The sequence below is a fragment of the Oceanospirillum maris DSM 6286 genome (assembly GCF_000422865.1).
Lineage (GTDB): Bacteria > Pseudomonadota > Gammaproteobacteria > Pseudomonadales > Halomonadaceae > Oceanospirillum > Oceanospirillum maris.
The window spans coordinates 136,672-155,424 of record NZ_KE383937.1; the positions used below are offsets into that span (position 1 = coordinate 136,672).

13 protein-coding genes and 1 other RNA gene are annotated in these 18,753 nt (G+C 44.3%); 12 read left to right on the forward strand and 2 right to left on the reverse strand.

What is annotated here, in order from left to right; translation table 11 throughout:
• Nucleotides 1-84: 84 nt before the first annotated feature.
• The 6 genes from G517_RS19490 to G517_RS0115225 all read left to right on the forward strand — a co-directional run bounded on the left by G517_RS19490 (nucleotide 85) and on the right by G517_RS0115225 (nucleotide 4,316).
• Nucleotides 85-1,485, forward strand: coding sequence for a sensor domain-containing diguanylate cyclase (locus tag G517_RS19490; protein ID WP_169447918.1), 1,401 nt, complete (start codon nucleotides 85-87; stop codon nucleotides 1,483-1,485).
• A gap of 131 nt (nucleotides 1,486-1,616) precedes the next feature.
• A complete protein-coding gene (locus G517_RS0115210; protein WP_028305114.1) occupies nucleotides 1,617-2,021 on the forward strand; it encodes a GFA family protein in 405 nt (134 codons plus the stop codon).
• A 158-nt stretch (nucleotides 2,022-2,179) separates the two neighbouring features.
• Nucleotides 2,180-2,740 (forward strand): LOG family protein, encoded by a 561-nt coding sequence (locus tag G517_RS0115215; protein ID WP_028305115.1) that lies wholly within the window; start codon nucleotides 2,180-2,182, stop codon nucleotides 2,738-2,740.
• A 101-nt stretch (nucleotides 2,741-2,841) separates the two neighbouring features.
• An RNA gene (gene ffs / locus G517_RS20565) (signal recognition particle sRNA small type) lies at nucleotides 2,842-2,938 on the forward strand.
• A 213-nt stretch (nucleotides 2,939-3,151) separates the two neighbouring features.
• Nucleotides 3,152-3,538 carry a YgiW/YdeI family stress tolerance OB fold protein gene (locus tag G517_RS19495; RefSeq protein ID WP_036591795.1) on the forward strand — a complete coding sequence of 129 codons (387 nt, stop codon included), beginning with the start codon at nucleotides 3,152-3,154 and terminating at the stop codon, nucleotides 3,536-3,538.
• A gap of 100 nt (nucleotides 3,539-3,638) precedes the next feature.
• Nucleotides 3,639-4,316: an AcfA family outer membrane beta-barrel protein gene (locus tag G517_RS0115225; RefSeq protein ID WP_028305116.1), complete on the forward strand. Its 678-nt coding sequence runs from the start codon at nucleotides 3,639-3,641 to the stop codon at nucleotides 4,314-4,316.
• Between the two features lie 80 nt (nucleotides 4,317-4,396).
• On the opposite strand, the gene G517_RS0115230 is transcribed toward G517_RS0115225, so the two are convergent.
• Nucleotides 4,397-5,248, reverse strand: a complete 852-nt coding sequence (locus G517_RS0115230; RefSeq protein ID WP_211224312.1) for an alpha/beta fold hydrolase — start codon at nucleotides 5,246-5,248, stop codon at nucleotides 4,397-4,399.
• A 338-nt stretch (nucleotides 5,249-5,586) separates the two neighbouring features.
• On the opposite strand from G517_RS0115230, the gene G517_RS0115235 reads away from it, so the two are divergent.
• Nucleotides 5,587-6,672, forward strand: coding sequence for an alkene reductase (locus G517_RS0115235; RefSeq protein ID WP_211224313.1), 1,086 nt, complete (start codon nucleotides 5,587-5,589; stop codon nucleotides 6,670-6,672).
• Nucleotides 6,673-6,762: 90 nt separating this feature from the next.
• The gene (gene yghU, locus G517_RS0115240) at nucleotides 6,763-7,611 is read left to right on the forward strand and encodes a glutathione-dependent disulfide-bond oxidoreductase (protein ID WP_036591798.1); all 849 of its coding nucleotides are present in this window, start codon (nucleotides 6,763-6,765) and stop codon (nucleotides 7,609-7,611) included.
• A 357-nt stretch (nucleotides 7,612-7,968) separates the two neighbouring features.
• On the opposite strand, the gene G517_RS19500 is transcribed toward yghU, so the two are convergent.
• Nucleotides 7,969-8,901 carry a LysR family transcriptional regulator gene (locus G517_RS19500; RefSeq protein WP_051206471.1) on the reverse strand — a complete coding sequence of 311 codons (933 nt, stop codon included), beginning with the start codon at nucleotides 8,899-8,901 and terminating at the stop codon, nucleotides 7,969-7,971.
• A gap of 508 nt (nucleotides 8,902-9,409) precedes the next feature.
• On the opposite strand from G517_RS19500, the gene G517_RS0115250 reads away from it, so the two are divergent.
• The 4 genes from G517_RS0115250 to G517_RS0115265 are packed head-to-tail and all read left to right on the forward strand — an operon-like array spanning nucleotide 9,410 to nucleotide 18,736.
• Entirely contained in the window at nucleotides 9,410-11,758 is a 2,349-nt protein-coding gene (locus tag G517_RS0115250) for a TolC family protein (RefSeq protein ID WP_028305120.1), read from the forward strand.
• 14 nt (nucleotides 11,759-11,772) lie between these two features.
• Entirely contained in the window at nucleotides 11,773-13,455 is a 1,683-nt protein-coding gene (locus tag G517_RS20300; protein WP_051206472.1) for a LuxR C-terminal-related transcriptional regulator, read from the forward strand.
• Nucleotides 13,452-17,354: a peptidase domain-containing ABC transporter gene (locus tag G517_RS0115260; protein ID WP_028305121.1), complete on the forward strand. Its 3,903-nt coding sequence runs from the start codon at nucleotides 13,452-13,454 to the stop codon at nucleotides 17,352-17,354. Before G517_RS20300 ends, G517_RS0115260 begins: the two co-directional genes overlap by 4 nt.
• The gene (locus tag G517_RS0115265; protein ID WP_028305122.1) at nucleotides 17,354-18,736 is read left to right on the forward strand and encodes an HlyD family type I secretion periplasmic adaptor subunit; all 1,383 of its coding nucleotides are present in this window, start codon (nucleotides 17,354-17,356) and stop codon (nucleotides 18,734-18,736) included. The genes G517_RS0115260 and G517_RS0115265 overlap by 1 nt, the downstream gene beginning before the upstream one ends.
• The last annotated feature ends 17 nt before the right edge of the window (nucleotides 18,737-18,753 follow it).

The following is an 18,753-nucleotide window of genomic DNA, read 5'->3' on the forward strand; positions in this document are numbered from 1 at the left end:
CACCAGAATACTTTGGCGGTAGTCCAGACAAGTGACAATATGCATTTTTTAGGTTGTGATAGTTGTCATGCTCGGGGGCCTACTGTGCCTCTACCTATTGCCCCCCTCGTTGTGGCCCCTCCTACGATATTACCCCACCTGTCAGATGAGAGTCTGCTGCGTACCGTTATTGATGAATCGCCTGATATCATTTTGATGAAAAATTATGAGGGTGACTTTTTACTCTGTAACAGCGCCCTTGCACGTCTTTATGATTCAACACCAGAGCAGATGATTGGTAAATCTGATGCTGATTTTAATCCTGATACCGAGCAAGTTAAGTTTTACAAAGAGAATATTCAGGCCATTATTCGAGCAGGTAAGGTTGAAGTGGTTGAAGAAACATCCACCGACAATAGTACGGGTGAGGTGCGTTATTTCCAATCGATCAAAAAACCGATAAAAGCGCCTAATGGCCAAGATAGAATTCTTGTTATTGCCCATGATATTACCGAGCTAAAACGAGCGTACCAAGTTATCGAAGAGAAAGAAAAACGTTACGCTTATGCTATGGAGGCAGCTGGTGAAGGTATTTGGGATTGGGATATGGCGGCTAATACCGTACACCACAATAGAAAATGGTGTGATCTTTTAGGCTTAGACAGCGATTTGTCGGAACATAAGATGGATGTGCTCGCCTCCTTGATCCATGATGATGATCGTACCGAAATGATGCACTGCCTAAAAGCCGCCCTAGCCGGTAATGGTATTTATAGTCATGAGCACCGTATGCTGAAGTTCAATGGTCAAGAGATCTGGGTTTATGACCGTGGTCGTGTTGTGGAATATGACGCTCAGGGTCAGCCTTCACGTATGGTTGGCAGCATCAGTGATATCACCACCCGTAAAGAGTATGAGCAACGCCTAGCGGAAACCAAGCGGGATGTTGAGCAAAGTAATGAGCGCTTAGAGCATCTGGTTAATGAACGCACTGCAGCTTTAGCCCGTGTGAATCAGGAGCTAAAAGAGCTGGCCAACAAAGATGCATTGACTGGCGTCGGTAATCGCTTATTACTGAACTCTTGGCTAGCTAAGCAAGTGGCAAGTTTACCGATTGTTATTATTATGCTCGATATTGATCATTTCAAAAAAGTTAACGACCAGCACGGTCATAAAGCCGGTGATCAGGTGCTGCAATCCATAGCGGAAAATTTAAGTCAATTTGCCGGGTACCATAATCCGGTGATACGGTTTGGAGGAGAAGAGTTTTTACTAGTGTTATCTGAAGAATCTATAGAGCAAGCTCATCTTATGGCGGAATCATTGCGTCAGCATATAGAACAACTACAGCCCACTTCTGGTATCAGCGTCACCGTCAGCATCGGCTTGGCTAAAGGGTGTTGTGAGGCGTTTGATGCTACTTTGCAGGTCGCAGATAAGGCCCTGTATTGTGCTAAAAATCAGGGGCGAAATCAGGTGGTCGTTGGTTTAAGCTCTGATTGCTGATTAATTGTGTTTAACGGTAAAGGTCTGTAATTGATGCCATTTGTGAGCGTAAACTTGCCTATTTAGGTTAATGACAGTAAAGCTTGATGTAGCCTCTTATACTAAAAATACAATAAAAAAGGATTACTCTAATGGTCGAATATTCAGGTTCTTGCCTTTGTGGCGCAGTAAAATATCAGCTACGAGGCGACTTTCATAACTTCTTTCTTTGCCATTGTAGCTACTGCCAAAAAGGCACTGGTAGCGCCCATGCCTCTAATCTTTTCAGTAAAAATGCTCAGTTAACGTGGCTGCAAGGTGAAGATAAAATCACGTTCTTTCATCTCCCGGAAACTCGTCATGGCCGTAGCTTTTGCAGCAAATGTGGTTCGCCGTTACCAACGTCACTTGGCGATGGTAAGTTAGTTATGGTGCCTGCGGGCAGTATGGATACACCGGTTGAAATTAGGCCTACAGCACATCTGTTTGTCGCTAGTAAGGCAAGCTGGGAGAAGGATCTGGATCAGGTGCATCAGTTCCAAGGATACCCAGAATAAAATCAAGCAAGATGGCTATTACCAAAGTAATAGCCATAGCATCTACTTAATAAGCGCTAATCGATTCGATTATTTTTTTACTGTGATATTAATAAGTTAAATCAGTAAAATGGCTCTCTTTTGTCGAGCAGATTGATCATAGAGGGAGCAAAAAGCAGATGAGAATTGCCGTTTATTGTGGTTCTGCTAGTGGTAACAAGCCCGAGTACCTTGAGGCTGCTGTGCAGCTAGGACGCTATTTTGCCGCCCAAGGTATTGATCTGGTTTATGGCGGTGGAAAGGTGGGTTTGATGGGGGCTATTGCCGATGCGGTGCTGATAGCTGGAGGCAATGTTTATGGTTTTATACCTAAGGCACTGGAAGAGAAAGAGATCGCCCATAAAGGTTTAACGAAGCTGACCGTTGTGCCCGATATGCATACTCGAAAAGCTGCCATGGCTGATATGGCGGATGCGTTTGTTGCTCTGCCCGGCGGTGTGGGCACTTTTGAAGAGATCTTTGAAGCTTGGACTTGGGCACAATTGGGATACCATAACAAACCCTGCGCTTTTTATAATGTAGAAGGGTTCTATGAGCCTCTGTTCGCGATGATCGACAGTGTTGCTGATTCCGGTTTTATGAAACAGGACTATATTGAGATGTTGATTAAGACGAACCAACCCGAAGAACTGCTGGCCCAGATCCAAAGTTATCAAGCACCTAAAAAGAAATGGACGTAATTTTATCGAAAGAGCACAATCAAAGGTTGTGTCTAACTGTTTGATAGTGCTAGAATTACGCCCGTTGTTTGGTTAATGCCAAACGGTGATTGTGGTGGCCCTGTCGGTCCCCTCGCAACGATACCTCGTGAACCTGGTCAGGCCCGGAAGGGAGCAGCCACAGCGAATGACTCGTGTGCCGAGGTGTGGCTGGTGGGGTCATCTCCATTTCAGCCCCTCTGTTTTTATTTTTACCTTCTATTTATTGACTCTTCTAGGCTTCGCCTTTTCTAGCTAAATCGTCTTCTTATTTTTTTCGTAAGCTTTATTCTGTTTTTCCCCGCATTTGGTTTTTTCGGTCTTAATGCAAACTTAATCTTCTCTCACTCATACTGGCTCTATTAATCAACCTATTTAATAGGAATTCCAGATATGAGAACACTTTTACTTGCGGGCTTAGCCGTGATGTTATCAAGCTCGGCCCTAGCTAATGACAGCCATCTTATTTCCCCCAAACAGACCATTAGCCCTAAACAGATAGGCCCAGATCATGGCTATGTTTCCATGAGTGCGGCAGAAGCCAAAAAAGCTTCTGATGATAGCTTGGTGGTTATTCGAGGCCACCTTATTAAGCGTCTATCTGATGAGGAATACTTGTTCAAAGATGACAGCGGTACGTTGACGGTTGAAATTGATGACCATCTTTGGCAAAGCCATCAAATTACCGATCAAGATAATATCTTACTCAAAGGTGAAGTTGATCAGGATTGGGATGGGACTGAACTGGATGTTCGTGTCTTAGAGCTTCTCTCTCGATAAGCCTCTATTTTTTATTCTATATAGTCGAATATTCTATTTTATATCAAATAGTTATCATCAATAACGCATGGATAATACCTTTGTACTCATGGAGTCTAAAATGAAAAAATACTTACCTCTTGTCTTGTTGTTAACGTCCCCGACACTATTGGCTGAACCTTATATGCAGCTGGGTATGGGATTGATAGAGCTAGACCATGATGAAGATGTTCTCTTTTCTGATGGCACCGCCTTAACACCAGACAGCCAAGAATCTGCGTTCCAGATTACGGTGGGTAAGCGTTATGAAAAATTTGGTGTAGAGGTGAGCTATCGCCGGTTTGAAGGTGATGATTCTAAAGATGTATCAATGTACTCCAATCTTCCTGCGTTACCATCGGGAGTTGTTGGAGGAACGCCAAATGAATATGAGGAAGATTGGGATAGCAGCCTAAAAGCTCAGCAGTTGGCTCTTAAAGGTATTTATTTCCATGATCTGAATGAACAAATAACATTGAAAGGTGGCCTTGGATTAACCTATACCGACTATGAGCTTAAATCCTCTCATACTCAGTCCTGGGAGGAAGATAAAGCCGGCCCTGATTGGGAGTACGATAACGTTATTAGTCATGATAAAGCATCGGATACCGCGTGGGGCGGTATTGTGAGTTTAGGTGCCGATTACGTGCTAATGCCTGAGACCGCGCCTAATTTAACCCTAGGTGTTGAGGGTTCTGTGGCAATCGATGAATACAGCACCGTTTCTGCCTTGCTTGGGAATGTTGGCTGGAAATTCTAAGCTTAGTCTTAGACTTAAAAAGTTCGCATCTGATAAAACACTCAATGTCATGTTGGGTGTTTTATCAGGTATGGCAAAGATTACTCGTTAAGAAATTGCTGGATTTTTTCGAGTACTACTGCGGTATTTTCTCGATGGGGAACATGGTGTAGTGTCGGCAGTATCTCTAATTGAACAGCACCCTTTACCCCTGCGGCAATACTCTGTGGCTGGGCAATAGAACCATACTCATCCTCTTCCCCGTGCAATACCAATGTTGGACAGCTGACTTTGGGTAAAACCGGATCTAATGACCAGTGATCAAAATCCGGTGAAAGCCAGCTGTTAATCCAAGAGTCTAATATCCACCGTGTACGTTCGCCATGATAACGGGCTAGGCGATCAAATTGCTTTTGGTCTTTAAACAGCGCTTGTGCTTCTCGAATACCCGATCGGGTTAAAGGCTCGATAAAAGCCTGTGCTGATTCAGTAATTAAGCGCTCACAGCGCTCCGGATATTGAGCAGCGATATATACTGCCATGCAGCCCCCCACACTATGACCAAAAACGATAAAGTGTTTTAGCTGGAAAAAATCACAGAGTAACGGAATAAAACGCTCGGCTTCTTGGGGGATAAAGTTGTGATCAATCGGATGGGTTATCGGATCCGACTCACCAAAGCCTAGACGATCATAGGCGATTACAACGCGCCCTGTTTCTTGGGCAAGTGCTTGGGGAAAGTCTCGCCATAAGCCAATGGAACCCAGTGAGTCATGAAGCATGAGAATAGGGCTGCTGTTTTGGTTATGGCCGTTGCTCGGTGTCCAGCGTTTAGCGGCGATAGAGCCGTAGGCGGTCGGCAGGATAAAATCTTCTATTATTATAGATGTATCAGATTCTTCTGTTTTAAGTAGCGACTGAGACGCCATCGCTTGCAAGTTTTGAGTTGTCATTTCGTGTCCTTCTCGTATTTGTTTTTATTGTGATCGTTATCATGCCAATATTTTTCTCTGATTACTGCGTTTTCAAGCCAATTGAGTGGGACTGTTGAGTCACTCTGTTTAAATATCGTTATGCCCGCTATGCCAAGGGTTGAGGCGGATGTTTGCTTTTTTTATGGCAAAGATGATTAATTTCATCGGTCATGGATTGTTCTTGCTACGCTTTAAATCTTATCTTTTGTAACCACCTAGTTTGTAATCACCCAGTTTGTAATCACTGAGATAGTATCTAAGTAGGAACTATCTAACGAAATCAATCATTTTTCTGATGAAACCAATCGACTTTTAGGATGAGCTCCATGACTGATCTATTTTCCCCGCTAAAGCTTGGCGCTATTGAAATAAGTAACCGAGTGTTGATGGCTCCTTTAACGCGCTGCCGTGCGGATGAACACCATGTGCCGACAGACTTAATGGCAGAGCATTATGGCCAGAGAGCCTCCGGCGGTCTTCTGATTGCTGAAGCGACAATGGCGATGGAAGGTAACTCTGCTTTTTGGCGGGAACCGGGTATTTACTCTGATGCTCAAGTTGACAGCTGGAAGAAGGTAACGGATGCGGTACATGCCAATGGCGGTAAAATTGTTTTGCAGATTTGGCACGGTGGCCGAGCCTGTCATCCCGCATTGAATGATGGCAAGCAGCCGGTGGCCCCTAGTGCCATTGCGATCACAAACGTCGATGTGCACACCCCTGAAGGCAAGCAAAATTACACCGTGCCCCGTGCTTTAGATGATGCTGAGATTCCCGCTATTATTGATGGCTTTGTCCGTGCTGCTGAAAATGCGAAACGTGCTGGTTTTGATGGCGTTGAAGTTCACGGTGCAAATGGCTACCTACTTGACCAGTTTTTGCGTGATGGTGCGAATCATCGTGAAGGCCCTTACGGTGGGTCACTGGAAAACCGAGCGCGTCTACTATTAGAAGTGATTGAAGCGGTTAGCCAAGTATGGGGGGCTGATCGGGTTGGGGTTCGTCTTTCACCTCTGAATAGCTTCAATAGTATGAAGGATAGCGACCCTATTGGGCTAATGACTTGGCTGTCGCAAAAGCTAAGTGACTACGGTCTAGCATACCTACATTTAATGCGAGCTGATTTTCTGGGTGAGCAGCAGATGGATGTGGTAACACCAACCCGCGAGCACTATAAGGGCCATCTAATCGTTAATATGGGCTACAGTGGACAGGAGGCTCAACAGGTGATTGAAACAGGTCTTGCTGATGCCGTGGCCTTTGGTGTGCCTTTTATTGCTAACCCTGATCTGCCACATCGTTTGAAAATAGGCGCTGAGTTAAACCAAGCCGATCCGGCTACGTTCTATTCTCAAGGTCGTGAAGGTTACAATGATTATCCAACGCTTGAAGCTTTGAAATAATGGAGCTTTAAAGCAGAGAATCTTTAATGTACGCGCTTTAGAAAAGTAATGCTCAATTGAAGCCGTTAGCCCGAATTTAAGGGGAAGATGATGACCGATATAACATATACACCGCCTAAAATCTGGAAATGGGATGCAAGTAGTGGCGGCAAATTTGCCAGTATTAATCGCCCTATTGCAGGGGCAACCCATGAAAAGGCGTTACCAGTAGGTAAACATCCTTTGCAGATTTATTCTCTGGCGACCCCTAATGGTGTGAAAGTCACCGTAATGCTAGAAGAGTTGTTAGAGCTAGGCATTAAAGAAGCAGAATACGATGCTTGGTTGATCGACATTATGGAAAGTGATCAGTTTAGCTCTGGCTTTGTAGAGGTTAATCCTAACTCGAAAATTCCAGCGCTAATGGATCACAGTGTTACGCCGTCGCAGCGGGTTTTTGAGTCAGGTTCTATTCTCTTTTATTTAGCGGAAAAATTTGGTGCGTTTATCCCAAAAGATCCTGTTGCCAAAACAGAGTGCATGAACTGGGTATTTTGGCAGATGGCTTCTGCGCCTATTTTAGGTGGTGGTTTTGGGCATTTCTATGCTTACGCGCCAGAGAAGTTTGAATACCCAATCAATCGTTTCACGATGGAAATTAAGCGTCAGCTTGATGTGCTTGATCGCCATTTAGCCGATAACCCTTACCTGGCCGGTACAGAGTATTCCATTGCGGATATGCTGGTTTGGCCTTGGTACGGTGCTTTGGTATTGGGACGTTTGTACGATGCCGCAGAGTTTATTGAGGCAGATTCTTATACTCATGTTATGCGTTGGGCTAAGGCGATCGATCTGCGACCTGCAGTTCAGCGTGGTCGTATTGTGAATCGTACTTGGGGGGAAACTTACGAGCAGCTTCGTGAACGGCATAGCGCTGCGGATTTTGAGAATCTGAAATAAAAATAGTTGAGGTCTGAAAAATAAAAGGCTGAACTGCTTTTTTCCTGAGGTAAAGCAAGGCACAAATCCCCATATGCGGGCGGGCGAGAAGGATCTGTGCCTTGCTGTGTTACCTCAGATATGCGAATTCAGTCGCAATACTTACATTAAAGACAGTAAGCATCTCGAACTATAAGCCTATCGATCTTTATTGAACGAAGGACTCTTCGCTTCAGCAACTGCCGAAGAATGACCTATTAACATGTCTGGAAAAACAGGTTTTTTCGTTTTTATTATCAGTTTTTCTCGATGAATGCTTAAGAGGCTTGTTCTTTAAGTTTTTTTTCTCTTCTATTTTTACGCAGTGATTTTCTTATCTTATTGATTTTTAAATGATTTATTTATATCTGTTTTAATTGGTTTAGCGGCGGCTAAAACAGCTTTGATGCCAGGATGAATTGGCTCAGGTGTTCGAGTGATCGCATAATGACTAACGGATACAGATTGAATCTCCCCTGCCTCCTCTACCAAATATTGTCGACAGACTTCATCGCGAATAACGGTGGGTGCGGTAAACGTCCCCATCCCTTCTCTTGCAAAGATCTTAATTAGTGCGCTGTCGTTAATTTCTGCCTGAACTTTCATATCAATATTTTGCTGTTTTAGCCAAAAAGTAAGTTCAGAAAACCATTGAGTATCCGTGTCGTTCGTGAGTAGAGATTGACCGTGTAGTGAGGTAGGAAAGTCCTTACGCAGACTCCAAGCCAGCTTTGGCGCGGCAAACAACGATAAGTGGGAACTGAGTAAGTGCTTTACATGCACATCGCCAACCCGAGCTAATTTATCTGTAGTGATCGGTTGATCACTGATAACTAAATCCAGAGTTTGTCTTTTTAAGTCTCGTAAAAGATCCGGCAAATAACCACTAACTATTCTAAGCTGTAATGGATGACCACACTGCAGTGCTGGCTGAATAAGGCGGTAAGCGATCATCTTGTGGACTGATGCGCTAAAGCCGACGGAAAATTCAATGGGCTGGTCGCTGCTTGGATGACTCAATACTTGATCAAGTTCACCGGCGAGGGCAAAGATTTTATTGGCGTATTTCCGAACCTGTTCTCCTAAGGGAGTCAGCTTTAAACCTCTTCCTTTACGTGTAAATAGCGCTCCGGTTTTTGCTTCAAAGGCAGACAGTTGACCGCTTAGCGTTTGAGGGGCTAGATCCAGCTGATCACTCGCCCGTGCGATAGCGCCGGTTTCTGCGATCACCCAGAAGTAATACAGATGTTTCAGGTTGAGATCTTTTAGCATGTTCGTGTGCATCTTATTAGGGGCGTGCTATACAAAAAGCTCTATGTAATAGAAAGTACCGTACAAAGTCTTGACTGATGATGTTTCCAGGCTATTGCTTTGTAAGCAATTGTTAAAATTAAAGCTTACTAGATTACTCTGCTATAGCTTTTCAGTGTAGACTTTGCACTCTTGCCAGCAGTTGCTCTTTTACTTGGGATATACACTGCAATATTGTCGTATGTGCCTCATTATTTAAAATAAATAATAGCTGTGATATGTCTTGTATCATTCTTTTCTTTTATTTAAGAGTAAATAGATTTGTGACATATTTTGTCAGAAAAAATAGGTTTTAGTCTTTCCTGCCTTTTGTTACATTCTGTAATTCTGAAAAATAAGAAAGAGTAAGTCGACTGTTAGCGATAAAACGAGCAATAAAAATGGTGCGTCCTATTTTATGTTTATCCATTGAAATAAGTCATGCTTTTACAGGGTTTTGGAGAGATTAGTGGTGATAAGGGTCTGTTTTTTGCTGATAGCGCTAGGGTTGGCGGCTTGTTCATCTGCGCCACCGGAAGATGAGTTGAGCAAAGATATTGTCACTGTTCCTGAAATTGGCGATCAAGTGCCGTCGGTAACAAATACGGCAAAATTTGCGCCCAAAACACCGACAATTCGTGCACCTGATGATATCGCTTTTAATCTGTGGTGGCGGTATACCGGAAATAAAGAGTTAGAAATTTTAATTGATCGAGCGATTACAAATAGCCAAGTGTTGCAGATAGCCGCCCAGCGAGTGGTTCAAGCAAAGGCTCGCTTTGTACAGGCTGGCGCTCAAAATATGCCTACGGTAACGGCCCAAACAGGATACAGTATTGAGACACCTACGGATGGCTTAGGCTCTGTGCCTGTTGGTGTGACGCCGACAGGGAAGGGCGAATTTGAAGTTGGCTTAACGGGTAGCTATACCCTTGATCTTTGGGGGCAGCGTAAAAGCTTAGCTCAATCCGCAGACCTTAAATTGAAGCAGGCTGTGTTTCAGTACGATGCTCAGCTGCTAGATTTGATTTCTCAACTATCAAAGAATTACTTTGAATACCTTTCATTAAATGACCGTATTCGAAATACTAAAGAAACAGAAAAAGCCTTAACCTCAATGTTGCTTGCGATGGAAGACCGTTATCAGCTAGGTGATGCGACTATCGTTGAGATGCAAATTCAACGCTCCGCTATTTTTAGTTCACGGGTTCGCCTGCCAACACTATTAAAAGATCGCCAGCAACTTCGTTTCGAGATTGCACGCTTGATAGGAACCGCTCCCGGATCATTGCAGTTGTCAGAGAACGGCTTAAAAAGTGTTTCTTTGCCTAATGGGGTTCATGGTATTTCAACCGCTTACCTACTAAGACGACCTGATATCCGTACCATTGAATCCGGTATGTTAGCCGCAGATGCTGATTTAGATGTGGCTCGTAAGGCTCTTTTACCGGGGCTTACGCTCTCTGCAGACTTAAGCTCTGGAGCTCGAAATCCCGCCGATCTTTTTCAGCCAAACACATTGATTTGGAATGCGTTAGGTACCTTGAGTGCTACTGTTTTTGACGGTGGTGCGAAAGAGCAAGAAGTTAAGTTTGCTCAAGCGGTGCGTAATGAGCTGATCGAGAGTTATGTTAATACGGTATATAACGGCCTGCTTGCCGCGCGAACAGCGATTACTGAGCTTGAGTACAGCGGCGAACGATTAGCCATGCAGGAAGAATCCGCAAAAGCCGCAAAGATTGCTCAGGACTTTGGTTTTGAGTCATATTCTGTTGGCGGTATCGACTTTTTAACCTTCCTCGATTCCATGCAGTCCTATCAAGAGCGGCAAGACAGCTTGTATCAGTTTGAGCTTGAATATTATCAAGCATTTGTCGATTTTTACTCTGCTTTAGGCGGAGGGATTCCCTATCGAGAAATTAGTAAACAGAGTCCTGTCTTTAAGGCTGATGGTACGCAAATAAAGGGCGTTAAAATTTTACCGCCTACGACCGTTTCATCACGTAGCTACATGCAATCAGGTTGGTTAGATGAGCCTAAAGAATTTACTGGTAGCCCATGGCTGGTGAAATTGGCCGGTGTTTATGATCGCTTCGCTATTGAAGCTTTGATGCGTGATATGCCGCGACGATACGACCATTTACAGCCTGCTGAAGCCCTTGTCGTTGAGAAAGTAGGCGTTGATATATCAACCTCTACAGGCGATGCCGCTTGGTATTCGGTGAATTTTACAGGGTTTGATTATGAGCAAGATGCACTGGCATGGTGTGCAAAGTTAAGAGCGATGCAGCAGCGTTGTGTGATTTATCAACCTGATGAGAATTTTGAATACGTCGGCTTATTCAGCATTAATACCATTGAAACACGGGCATATCGTTCTGGTGATTCGCTGCAAGCTTTGCGTCATGCCGCAGAGCAAGAGGCTGAAAGTAGTAATCTGCCGAATAGCACGAAATATGGCCGATTGTATTCGCTATTAAAAATTGAAACCGAGCACGCATGGTTGATTGATAATCGAACCTATCGTCTGCAACGCATTCCCGTTGGAGAGCGGCTGATCCTTGGGGGGAAATTAAAGAGCGTGAACCCGAGTCGAGCGGTTGTTAGTTTCCAGAACAGAGATTATCTCTTGCGCCCTCTTTACAGTGTTGAAGGTGTAGAGAAAAGTGCCAGCGGCCAAATGTTTGCACGTATGCGCTGGGGCGGCCCCAGTGGTGAAATTTATTACCACAGAGCTGGAGAGCGTATCTATGGCGGTGGGCTTATCAAAAAAATCGATGCAAAACAGGTTAGCGTTGATTGGAAGGGTACACAGATTTCACTACCGGTCATGGATTGATCTGAGGTTATCGCATGACACGACATGAGAGTCTTATTATGCCAGAAGCTATTGTTATGGCTGGGTTAACACAGCGGCAACAACAGATACTACAGCTCATGCAACAGGGGAAAGTTAATAAAGAGATTGCGAGAGATCTTGATATTAGCTTAGGTACGGTTAAGCAGCATTTGGTGGCGATTTTCAAGAAGCTCAATGTACAAAACCGTACAATGGCTGTTGCTCGTCTGGCAGAATTTAAAGATCAGACCGGTTTTAATGCCGCCTTTGCTCAAGAGACGCTAATAGCACGCCGCCCTGCGATTGTTTTGAGCTTGAAAGTAAATAGCCAGCTGCCGCAGGCTGCGATGAAGTTATTTCATACCTGCATGGCAGACGTTGCCTTTGATAATCATGCTCTGTTTATGAGCCGGGAACGTGGTGATGGTGATCTGATCTTTGGCCTAAAGCGCTCATCAACTCATGATATACGAACGGCAATTCGCGTTGCCGCTCGTGTTTTTCATGAGATGAAAACTTATGTGACTGAGCAGCTTCAATATAATGACCCTAATGAAATATTAACGGGCGCCCTAGTGGCGGGGTTGATCAGTGTTAGTCAAAACCGTTTTGGTGGCTGGTCCGGCGAGACCGTCGGCAGTCATGTATTGACTTGGGGGCACAGGCTTAGAGATAGTGCGAATACAAACGGCTTGGTCTTTGACTTACCTGTTACCGCGATTATGCGGGCATTTGACTTAACTGTACCGGCTAGCCCATCGGGACAGCTATCGTTTACAGAACTTCACAGCCTAAATCATTGGGATGTAGAGTGTGACATCCCTTTAATAGGGCGCGATAAAGAGTTTTGTTATATTCGTGATTTACTGGCTGAAAAATATCGCGTGTTGTTGCTAGAAGGTGAGAGCGGCATGGGTAAATCTCGCTTATGCCGAGAAGCCGCTCGGTTAGCGATCCAAGAAGATCGGCAACTGTTTTATATTCGGGCGTTACCTTCAGGCTTTTTTGGTAGTGAAGATTACCCGTATTTAGAGCATTTAGATCTGGTTTTTTCTGACGTAAATAGCGCGAAAAAGAGCCTTTTAGTGCTAGATGATACTCATCACCTAACCGCTGATAATAAAGTCGTATTAACTGGTTTTCTAAATAACTTACCTGAAGGGACTCAGGTTATTGTTTGCGGTCGACAACCTCAACGCTATGCTCTCAACGAAACACTGCAATCGCTTTACCGGTTACTGCATCTTGCTCGGTTGGATGATGCATCTATTATGACGTTGATTGATAAAACGGTATCCTTGACAGGTAACCTCCCAGGGACTGATCTGTCCCATATTGTAGCGCTAGCGCGTGGCATTCCTATCTTCGCTAAAGAACTGCTGTTAAGTACAGATGATAGCCCTCTATCCCTTTCTCTAATGATTACGATTGCTTCTCGAATCGATAAATTTAAAGTTGATTGGAAGCTACTTTACTGCGTTGCAACCCATGATCAGCCGGTAAATTTAGAACGCCTTGGCGATTTAATGCAGGATGATTTGGTGTATATCAAAGCGGCTATCGAGCATGCAGAAGTGTTGGGGGTGCTCGTTTTTAGATCGGGGGTTACGTCGTTCCGGCACCCTCTAGTACAAAATGTTGTCAGCTATTTATTTCGACCTAATGATACAGTGAATGCAATAAGTGGATACCCATGAGCCCGAATCAAAGCAAACTATTTTCTAGAGCACAGCGCACGGAAAACAAGACGGCATCCAAGGTGAAAGTTACGGGTATCCGCTCGTTACGAAAGATTCTTGCGTCTCGAGATCTAAGACGGTTAGTGCCGATTATTGTTATGACATCCTTAATGACCAACCTACTTGCGTTGGCCTTACCCCTTGGTATGTTGCAAATTTTTGACCGTGTATTAAAGAATCAATCGGTTGATACTCTTGTGGTTTTAACTCTTGGCATCGTGTTGATGATGGTGTTAGAGGAGGTGCTTAAAGGCGTTAATGCAACGGTCACTAACTGGCTGGGTGCGCGATTTAAACACAAAGCCAGCATGCAAGTACTTAACAAGTTTTTTGAAATCCCTATGCGGCTTTTCAGCAAAGAAGAGCCGGGGGCGTATGCTGAGAAAATACAGACGGTGTCTAAAGTTGCTGATGTTTACTCAGGCAGCGCCTTACTCGTCTTGCTTGACCTACCTTTTGTTCTCATCTTCTTATCCGTGATCTGGCTGATTGCTGATAGCCTCGTTATTGTTCCCATTCTTTTGATTATCTTCTTTGTCGTGTCCGTGCTCTTCTTTGGACGCTGGATGTATAAGCAAATTATTATGCGAGATCTTAATGATGAAAGACGTATTAGCTTCTTAACGGAAGTACTTGCTGGTGTGTTGTCAATAAAAACGATGTCGCTGGAAAGTATTATGCAGCGCCGTTATGAACGCTTAAAAGAGAATAGTGCAGAGCAGGGCGAACGCTTATTTTTTGGTAATAATTTTGCTAATAATCTGGGCAGTATCATGTCGCAGATTATGATTGTTTTAGTGATCTTCTTTGGTGCGATGCTCGTGCTGGGCGGTGATATGAGCTCCGGTGCGCTTGCGGCATGCATGATGCTTTCTGTTCGAGCGTTACAGCCATTGCAGAAAGGCTTGAGCATTTGGATGCGCTATCAAGCCTTTATTGCTGGGGATAAGCGTTTAACGGATGTGCTGTCAATGCCGGGGCATCATGAGCATGGCCTGTCACCGCTGATGAACGTGCATCGTGGTCTTCGTTTGGATCATGTGTCTTTGGGGCATGATACGGCGGAAGGAAAAAAGTATCTGTTCAAAGATCTTTGTCTTGATATACCGAAAGGGCAATGCATTGCGATTCGTGGTGATAGCGGGAGCGGTAAAACGGCGCTGCTTTCTTTAATCAATGGTATCGAAGAGCTTGATGAGGGCGCTGTCCTTGTTGATGGCGAGTCTATCAAGCAGTTTCAGTCGGAGAGTGTGCGCCAAAAAATTGCCCTTCTACCGCAAGAAGGTGTTGTTTTTGTTGGTTCTATTTTAGAAAACTTAACGATGTTTGATCCAAGCCGAGAGACCCGAGCGCTGGAGGTTTCTGAACAGATTGGTTTAGACCTTATTGTTGCCAGTATGAAACAGGGGTATCAGACACCACTTGGTGAAAATGCAAGTGAGACACTGCCAATGGGGGTTCGACAGCTAATCGCGATTGTGCGTGTGCTTGCCTTTGACCCTGCTGTTATCTTATTTGATGAAGCAAACAGCGCTCTTGATTTTGAGGGCGATAAAAAGTTAAGACAGTATCTAGAAGCGCGTAAAGGCGAGCTGACGATGGTAATGGTTACTAACCGCCCATCAATGGTTAAGTTGGCTGATACGATCTATCGTATCCATAATGGCACGTTAGAGCTTGATGATGGTAAATTTGATTTTTCCCGTAAAGGCCAAGATGATGCGGGTTTCGTAAAACCTGAAAAAGATGACTCTCTAGAGACGGTTATTGGTACACGGGTATTTAATGAAAGCGACTTGTCGAGGTGCCTATTACCTTTGGCGCGCCATCTAGGGTGGGGAGGAAGCATTCGTGAGTTTGCTCAAGCTTTGCCGCACCTTGCTGACCATATCGACCTGTCTTATTTCTTTGGCGCTATGGCTAACATGGGGTTCAGAGCGCGCTATCTTGGTAATAAATTCAAAAAGCTTGATGACCGTTTATTGCCTTGTATTTTTATGCCTAATAACAAACCTGCGGTTGCAGTATTAGAGCTTTTGCCTGAGGGTGGTTATCGTGTTTTTAATAGTCAAAGTAATAGCGAAGAAGTTTGGCAAAAGCTACCGAGTGATAAAGGTGAGATTTTCATTTTCCAGCCTATTAAGCCGGAAGACGAGCGGAGCAAACTGACCTGGGTAAAAGAGTTATTTTGGAAGTTTCGTAAACACCTGTCGTTGATTTTTGTTATAACGATTATAAGCACTATTTTGGCTGTTGCGCCGTCTCTATTTGTGCGGTCAGTTTTTGATACGGTCATACCCAGTGGCGATATTGTCATGGGTGGTTTTTTGCTTATGGGGGTTGTTCTAGCGATCAGTATTGGCTGGTTCTTGAACCTATTAAGGGGTAAGTTGCTCGCTTATATCGGGGGCCGAATAGAATATGTGCTCGGAAATTCAATTTTTGAGCGGGTTCTTCATCTTCCAGTCTCTTCTTTGAACGGCGTATCGGTGAGTCGACAGATTAGTCGAATTAAAAGTCTGGAGCGATTGAGAGACCTATTCTTAGGCCCTTTAGTTACTCTTATCTTTGACCTTCCATCAAGTATTATTCTTTTGGTGGTTATTTTTGTGATTAACCCTTGGGCTGCTGGAGTTATGCTAATTGCCATTGCTGCCTTTGCCCTGTTGTTGATACTGACACGCCCTATTGTTGATAGAGCTGCTGAAAATGCCTCGGAATCATCGGGCAAAAAAAGCGAGCTGATTGATGAGTCTCTAGGGAAAATGGGGGGGTTGAGAACGCTGGGTAGTCAGAGTGTTTGGATGAGGCGTTTTCGTGATATTAGTGGCTCCTCTGCCCACACTGAGTTTACTGAGCAGCAGACGCAGCACAAAATATCGGCTGTCTCCCATCTTATTGGTAGCCTTACGGGTTTATCGATCCTAGTAACATCGGCTTATATGGTGATCCAAGCTGCAATTACTCCTGGTACGATTATGGCAACCATGATTCTAACGTGGCGCTTAATTTCACCACTGCAAAACCTATTTACAGCATTAACAAGCTGGTCACGTATCTCGACGAATATTTTTCAGGTCAATCAGTTAATGAAACTGGCCCAAGAAAATGATGGTCATAACCCTGAAGCTAACCGTTTTGTGAATAAAGGGGCGATTGACTTTAATCGGGTTTCCTTCCGTTATGCTTCAGATCTTGACCCTGTTCTTTTAGGGGTAACGTTTAAAGTACCTTCGGCAAAACTTTTGGGTATTACCGGCCCTGATGGCGCAGGTAAATCAACATTACTGTCGTTAATCTGTCGGCTGCATTATCCGCAGGCGGGTTCCATTCGAATTGATGCGATTGATACTCGCCAGATTTCATCGGATTACTTACGTTCTATCATTAGTTATATGCCGCAGAAATGTGACATTTTTTATGGAACCCTTGCTCAAAACTTAAGACTGGTTCACCCCGCTGCGACGGAAGATGAATTGTGGTGGGCCATTAAAATGGCTGGACTGGATGGCGATGTTGAGCGTATGGAAAAAGGTATTAATACCCGGGTTTCTAACAGCAGTACAGACCAAATGTCCAGCGGCTTTAGGCAGCGATTGTCCTTAGCCCGCACGATTCTAAAACCGGCATCAATCGTTCTGTTAGATGAACCAGGTAATGGTATGGATGATGCAGGGGAAGAGGCTCTTATGCGCTGCATTAATTGGCTTCAAGGGCGAGTTACTTTAATTCTTGTGACGCCTCGGCCAAGTCATCTACGGGGCGCTGATCATATTCTTTATATGGAAAACGGCACAATTACAGCACGAGGCAATTATGCTGAAGTCGAAGAAAAAATTATGGCAGGGTTGAGTTAATGGCTGATAACGCTAAACATAAAAAAGCAGATGTTGGTGATTACATGAATACGCAGGGAGCTGATGTTTCGTTTGGCTCTCGTCAGCGTAGACTTTTGTCTGAAACCATACAGGTTGAAGATGAACTCATACCGTCTTACGCCAGACCCGTGCTGTACCTTGTTGTCTTTATGGTTGTTGGTTTTTTTGCTTGGGCCTCTATTACTCAGCTTACTGAAGTGACGCTGGCACCGGGTGAAATTGTTCCTTCAGGGCAGATTAAAGTTGTGCAGCACCTGAGTGGCGGGACGATCTCAGAAGTGCTTATTGAAGAGCGGATGTTGGTCAAAAAAGGAGATATTCTGATTAAGCTAGATGATGCCAGAGCACTTTCTGACTTACGGCAAATAGAGGGACGTCTAGCATCACTCAAACTTAGAGCTGAGCGCCAAGAGTCTTTTATCATGGGGCGTGAGCCTGACTTTAGTGATTATGATGAAACGTATCCTGCGATGGTTGCAGTGCAAAAACAGCAGCTTAACAACCAAGTGCGCGTTAGAGAGTCTACGCTTGATGTTCTGAATCGTCAGATTCAGCAACGAGTCTCTCGACTAGAACAGTTAAACAAGTCTCTTGAATCCGCTGAAAAACACCGCGAATTGACAGAACAGATGCTGAGTATGCGTCAAGATATGGCTAAAAAACGGCTTGTGACCCGTATCACGCTGTTAGAAACAGAAAGAGCTGCGGTTACGGCTCGGGGTGAAGAAGATCGGATTCTGAAAGAAATCAATCTTATTAAGCAAGAACTTGCTGAATCAAGAAGCCGTTTCTATGAAAGCCAAAACCAAATTCTTCAAGAGCCTCTGGATCAGCTGGCGCAGCTTGAAGCCCAAATTGCCGAAACAGATGAAGAGCTTAGTAAGGTAAAAAGCCGTTTGAATGAGCTATGGGTAAGAGCTCCCGCCAGTGGCTTGGTCTTTAGTTTGTCGGTGAACAACCAGGGGCAGGTCATTCAGCCCGGTTCTGTATTGATGCAAATTGTACCTGACGATGTGGAGCTGCAAGCAGAAGTACGCATATCACCAGATGATATTGGTTATCTCCACCTAGGTCAGAAAGTTAATCTTAAAGTGAGCAGTTATGACTTTGCTCGTTATGGCTATGCGAAAGGTGAGTTGAGTCGAGTTTCAGCCTTTAGCACGCTGGATGAAACTGAGCAGCCGTATTTTAAAGGCTGGGTAACATTAGATAGAAGTTATTTAGGCAGTGAAGAAAATAGATTCCCTCTGATGCCCGGCATGGTTGTATCTGCAGATATTTTAACGGGTGAGAAAACATTGCTAGCTTATCTGGCTGATCCAATTACTAAAGGCTTATCAAATAGTTTCAACGAACGCTAAATTTATTTAGCCATAGT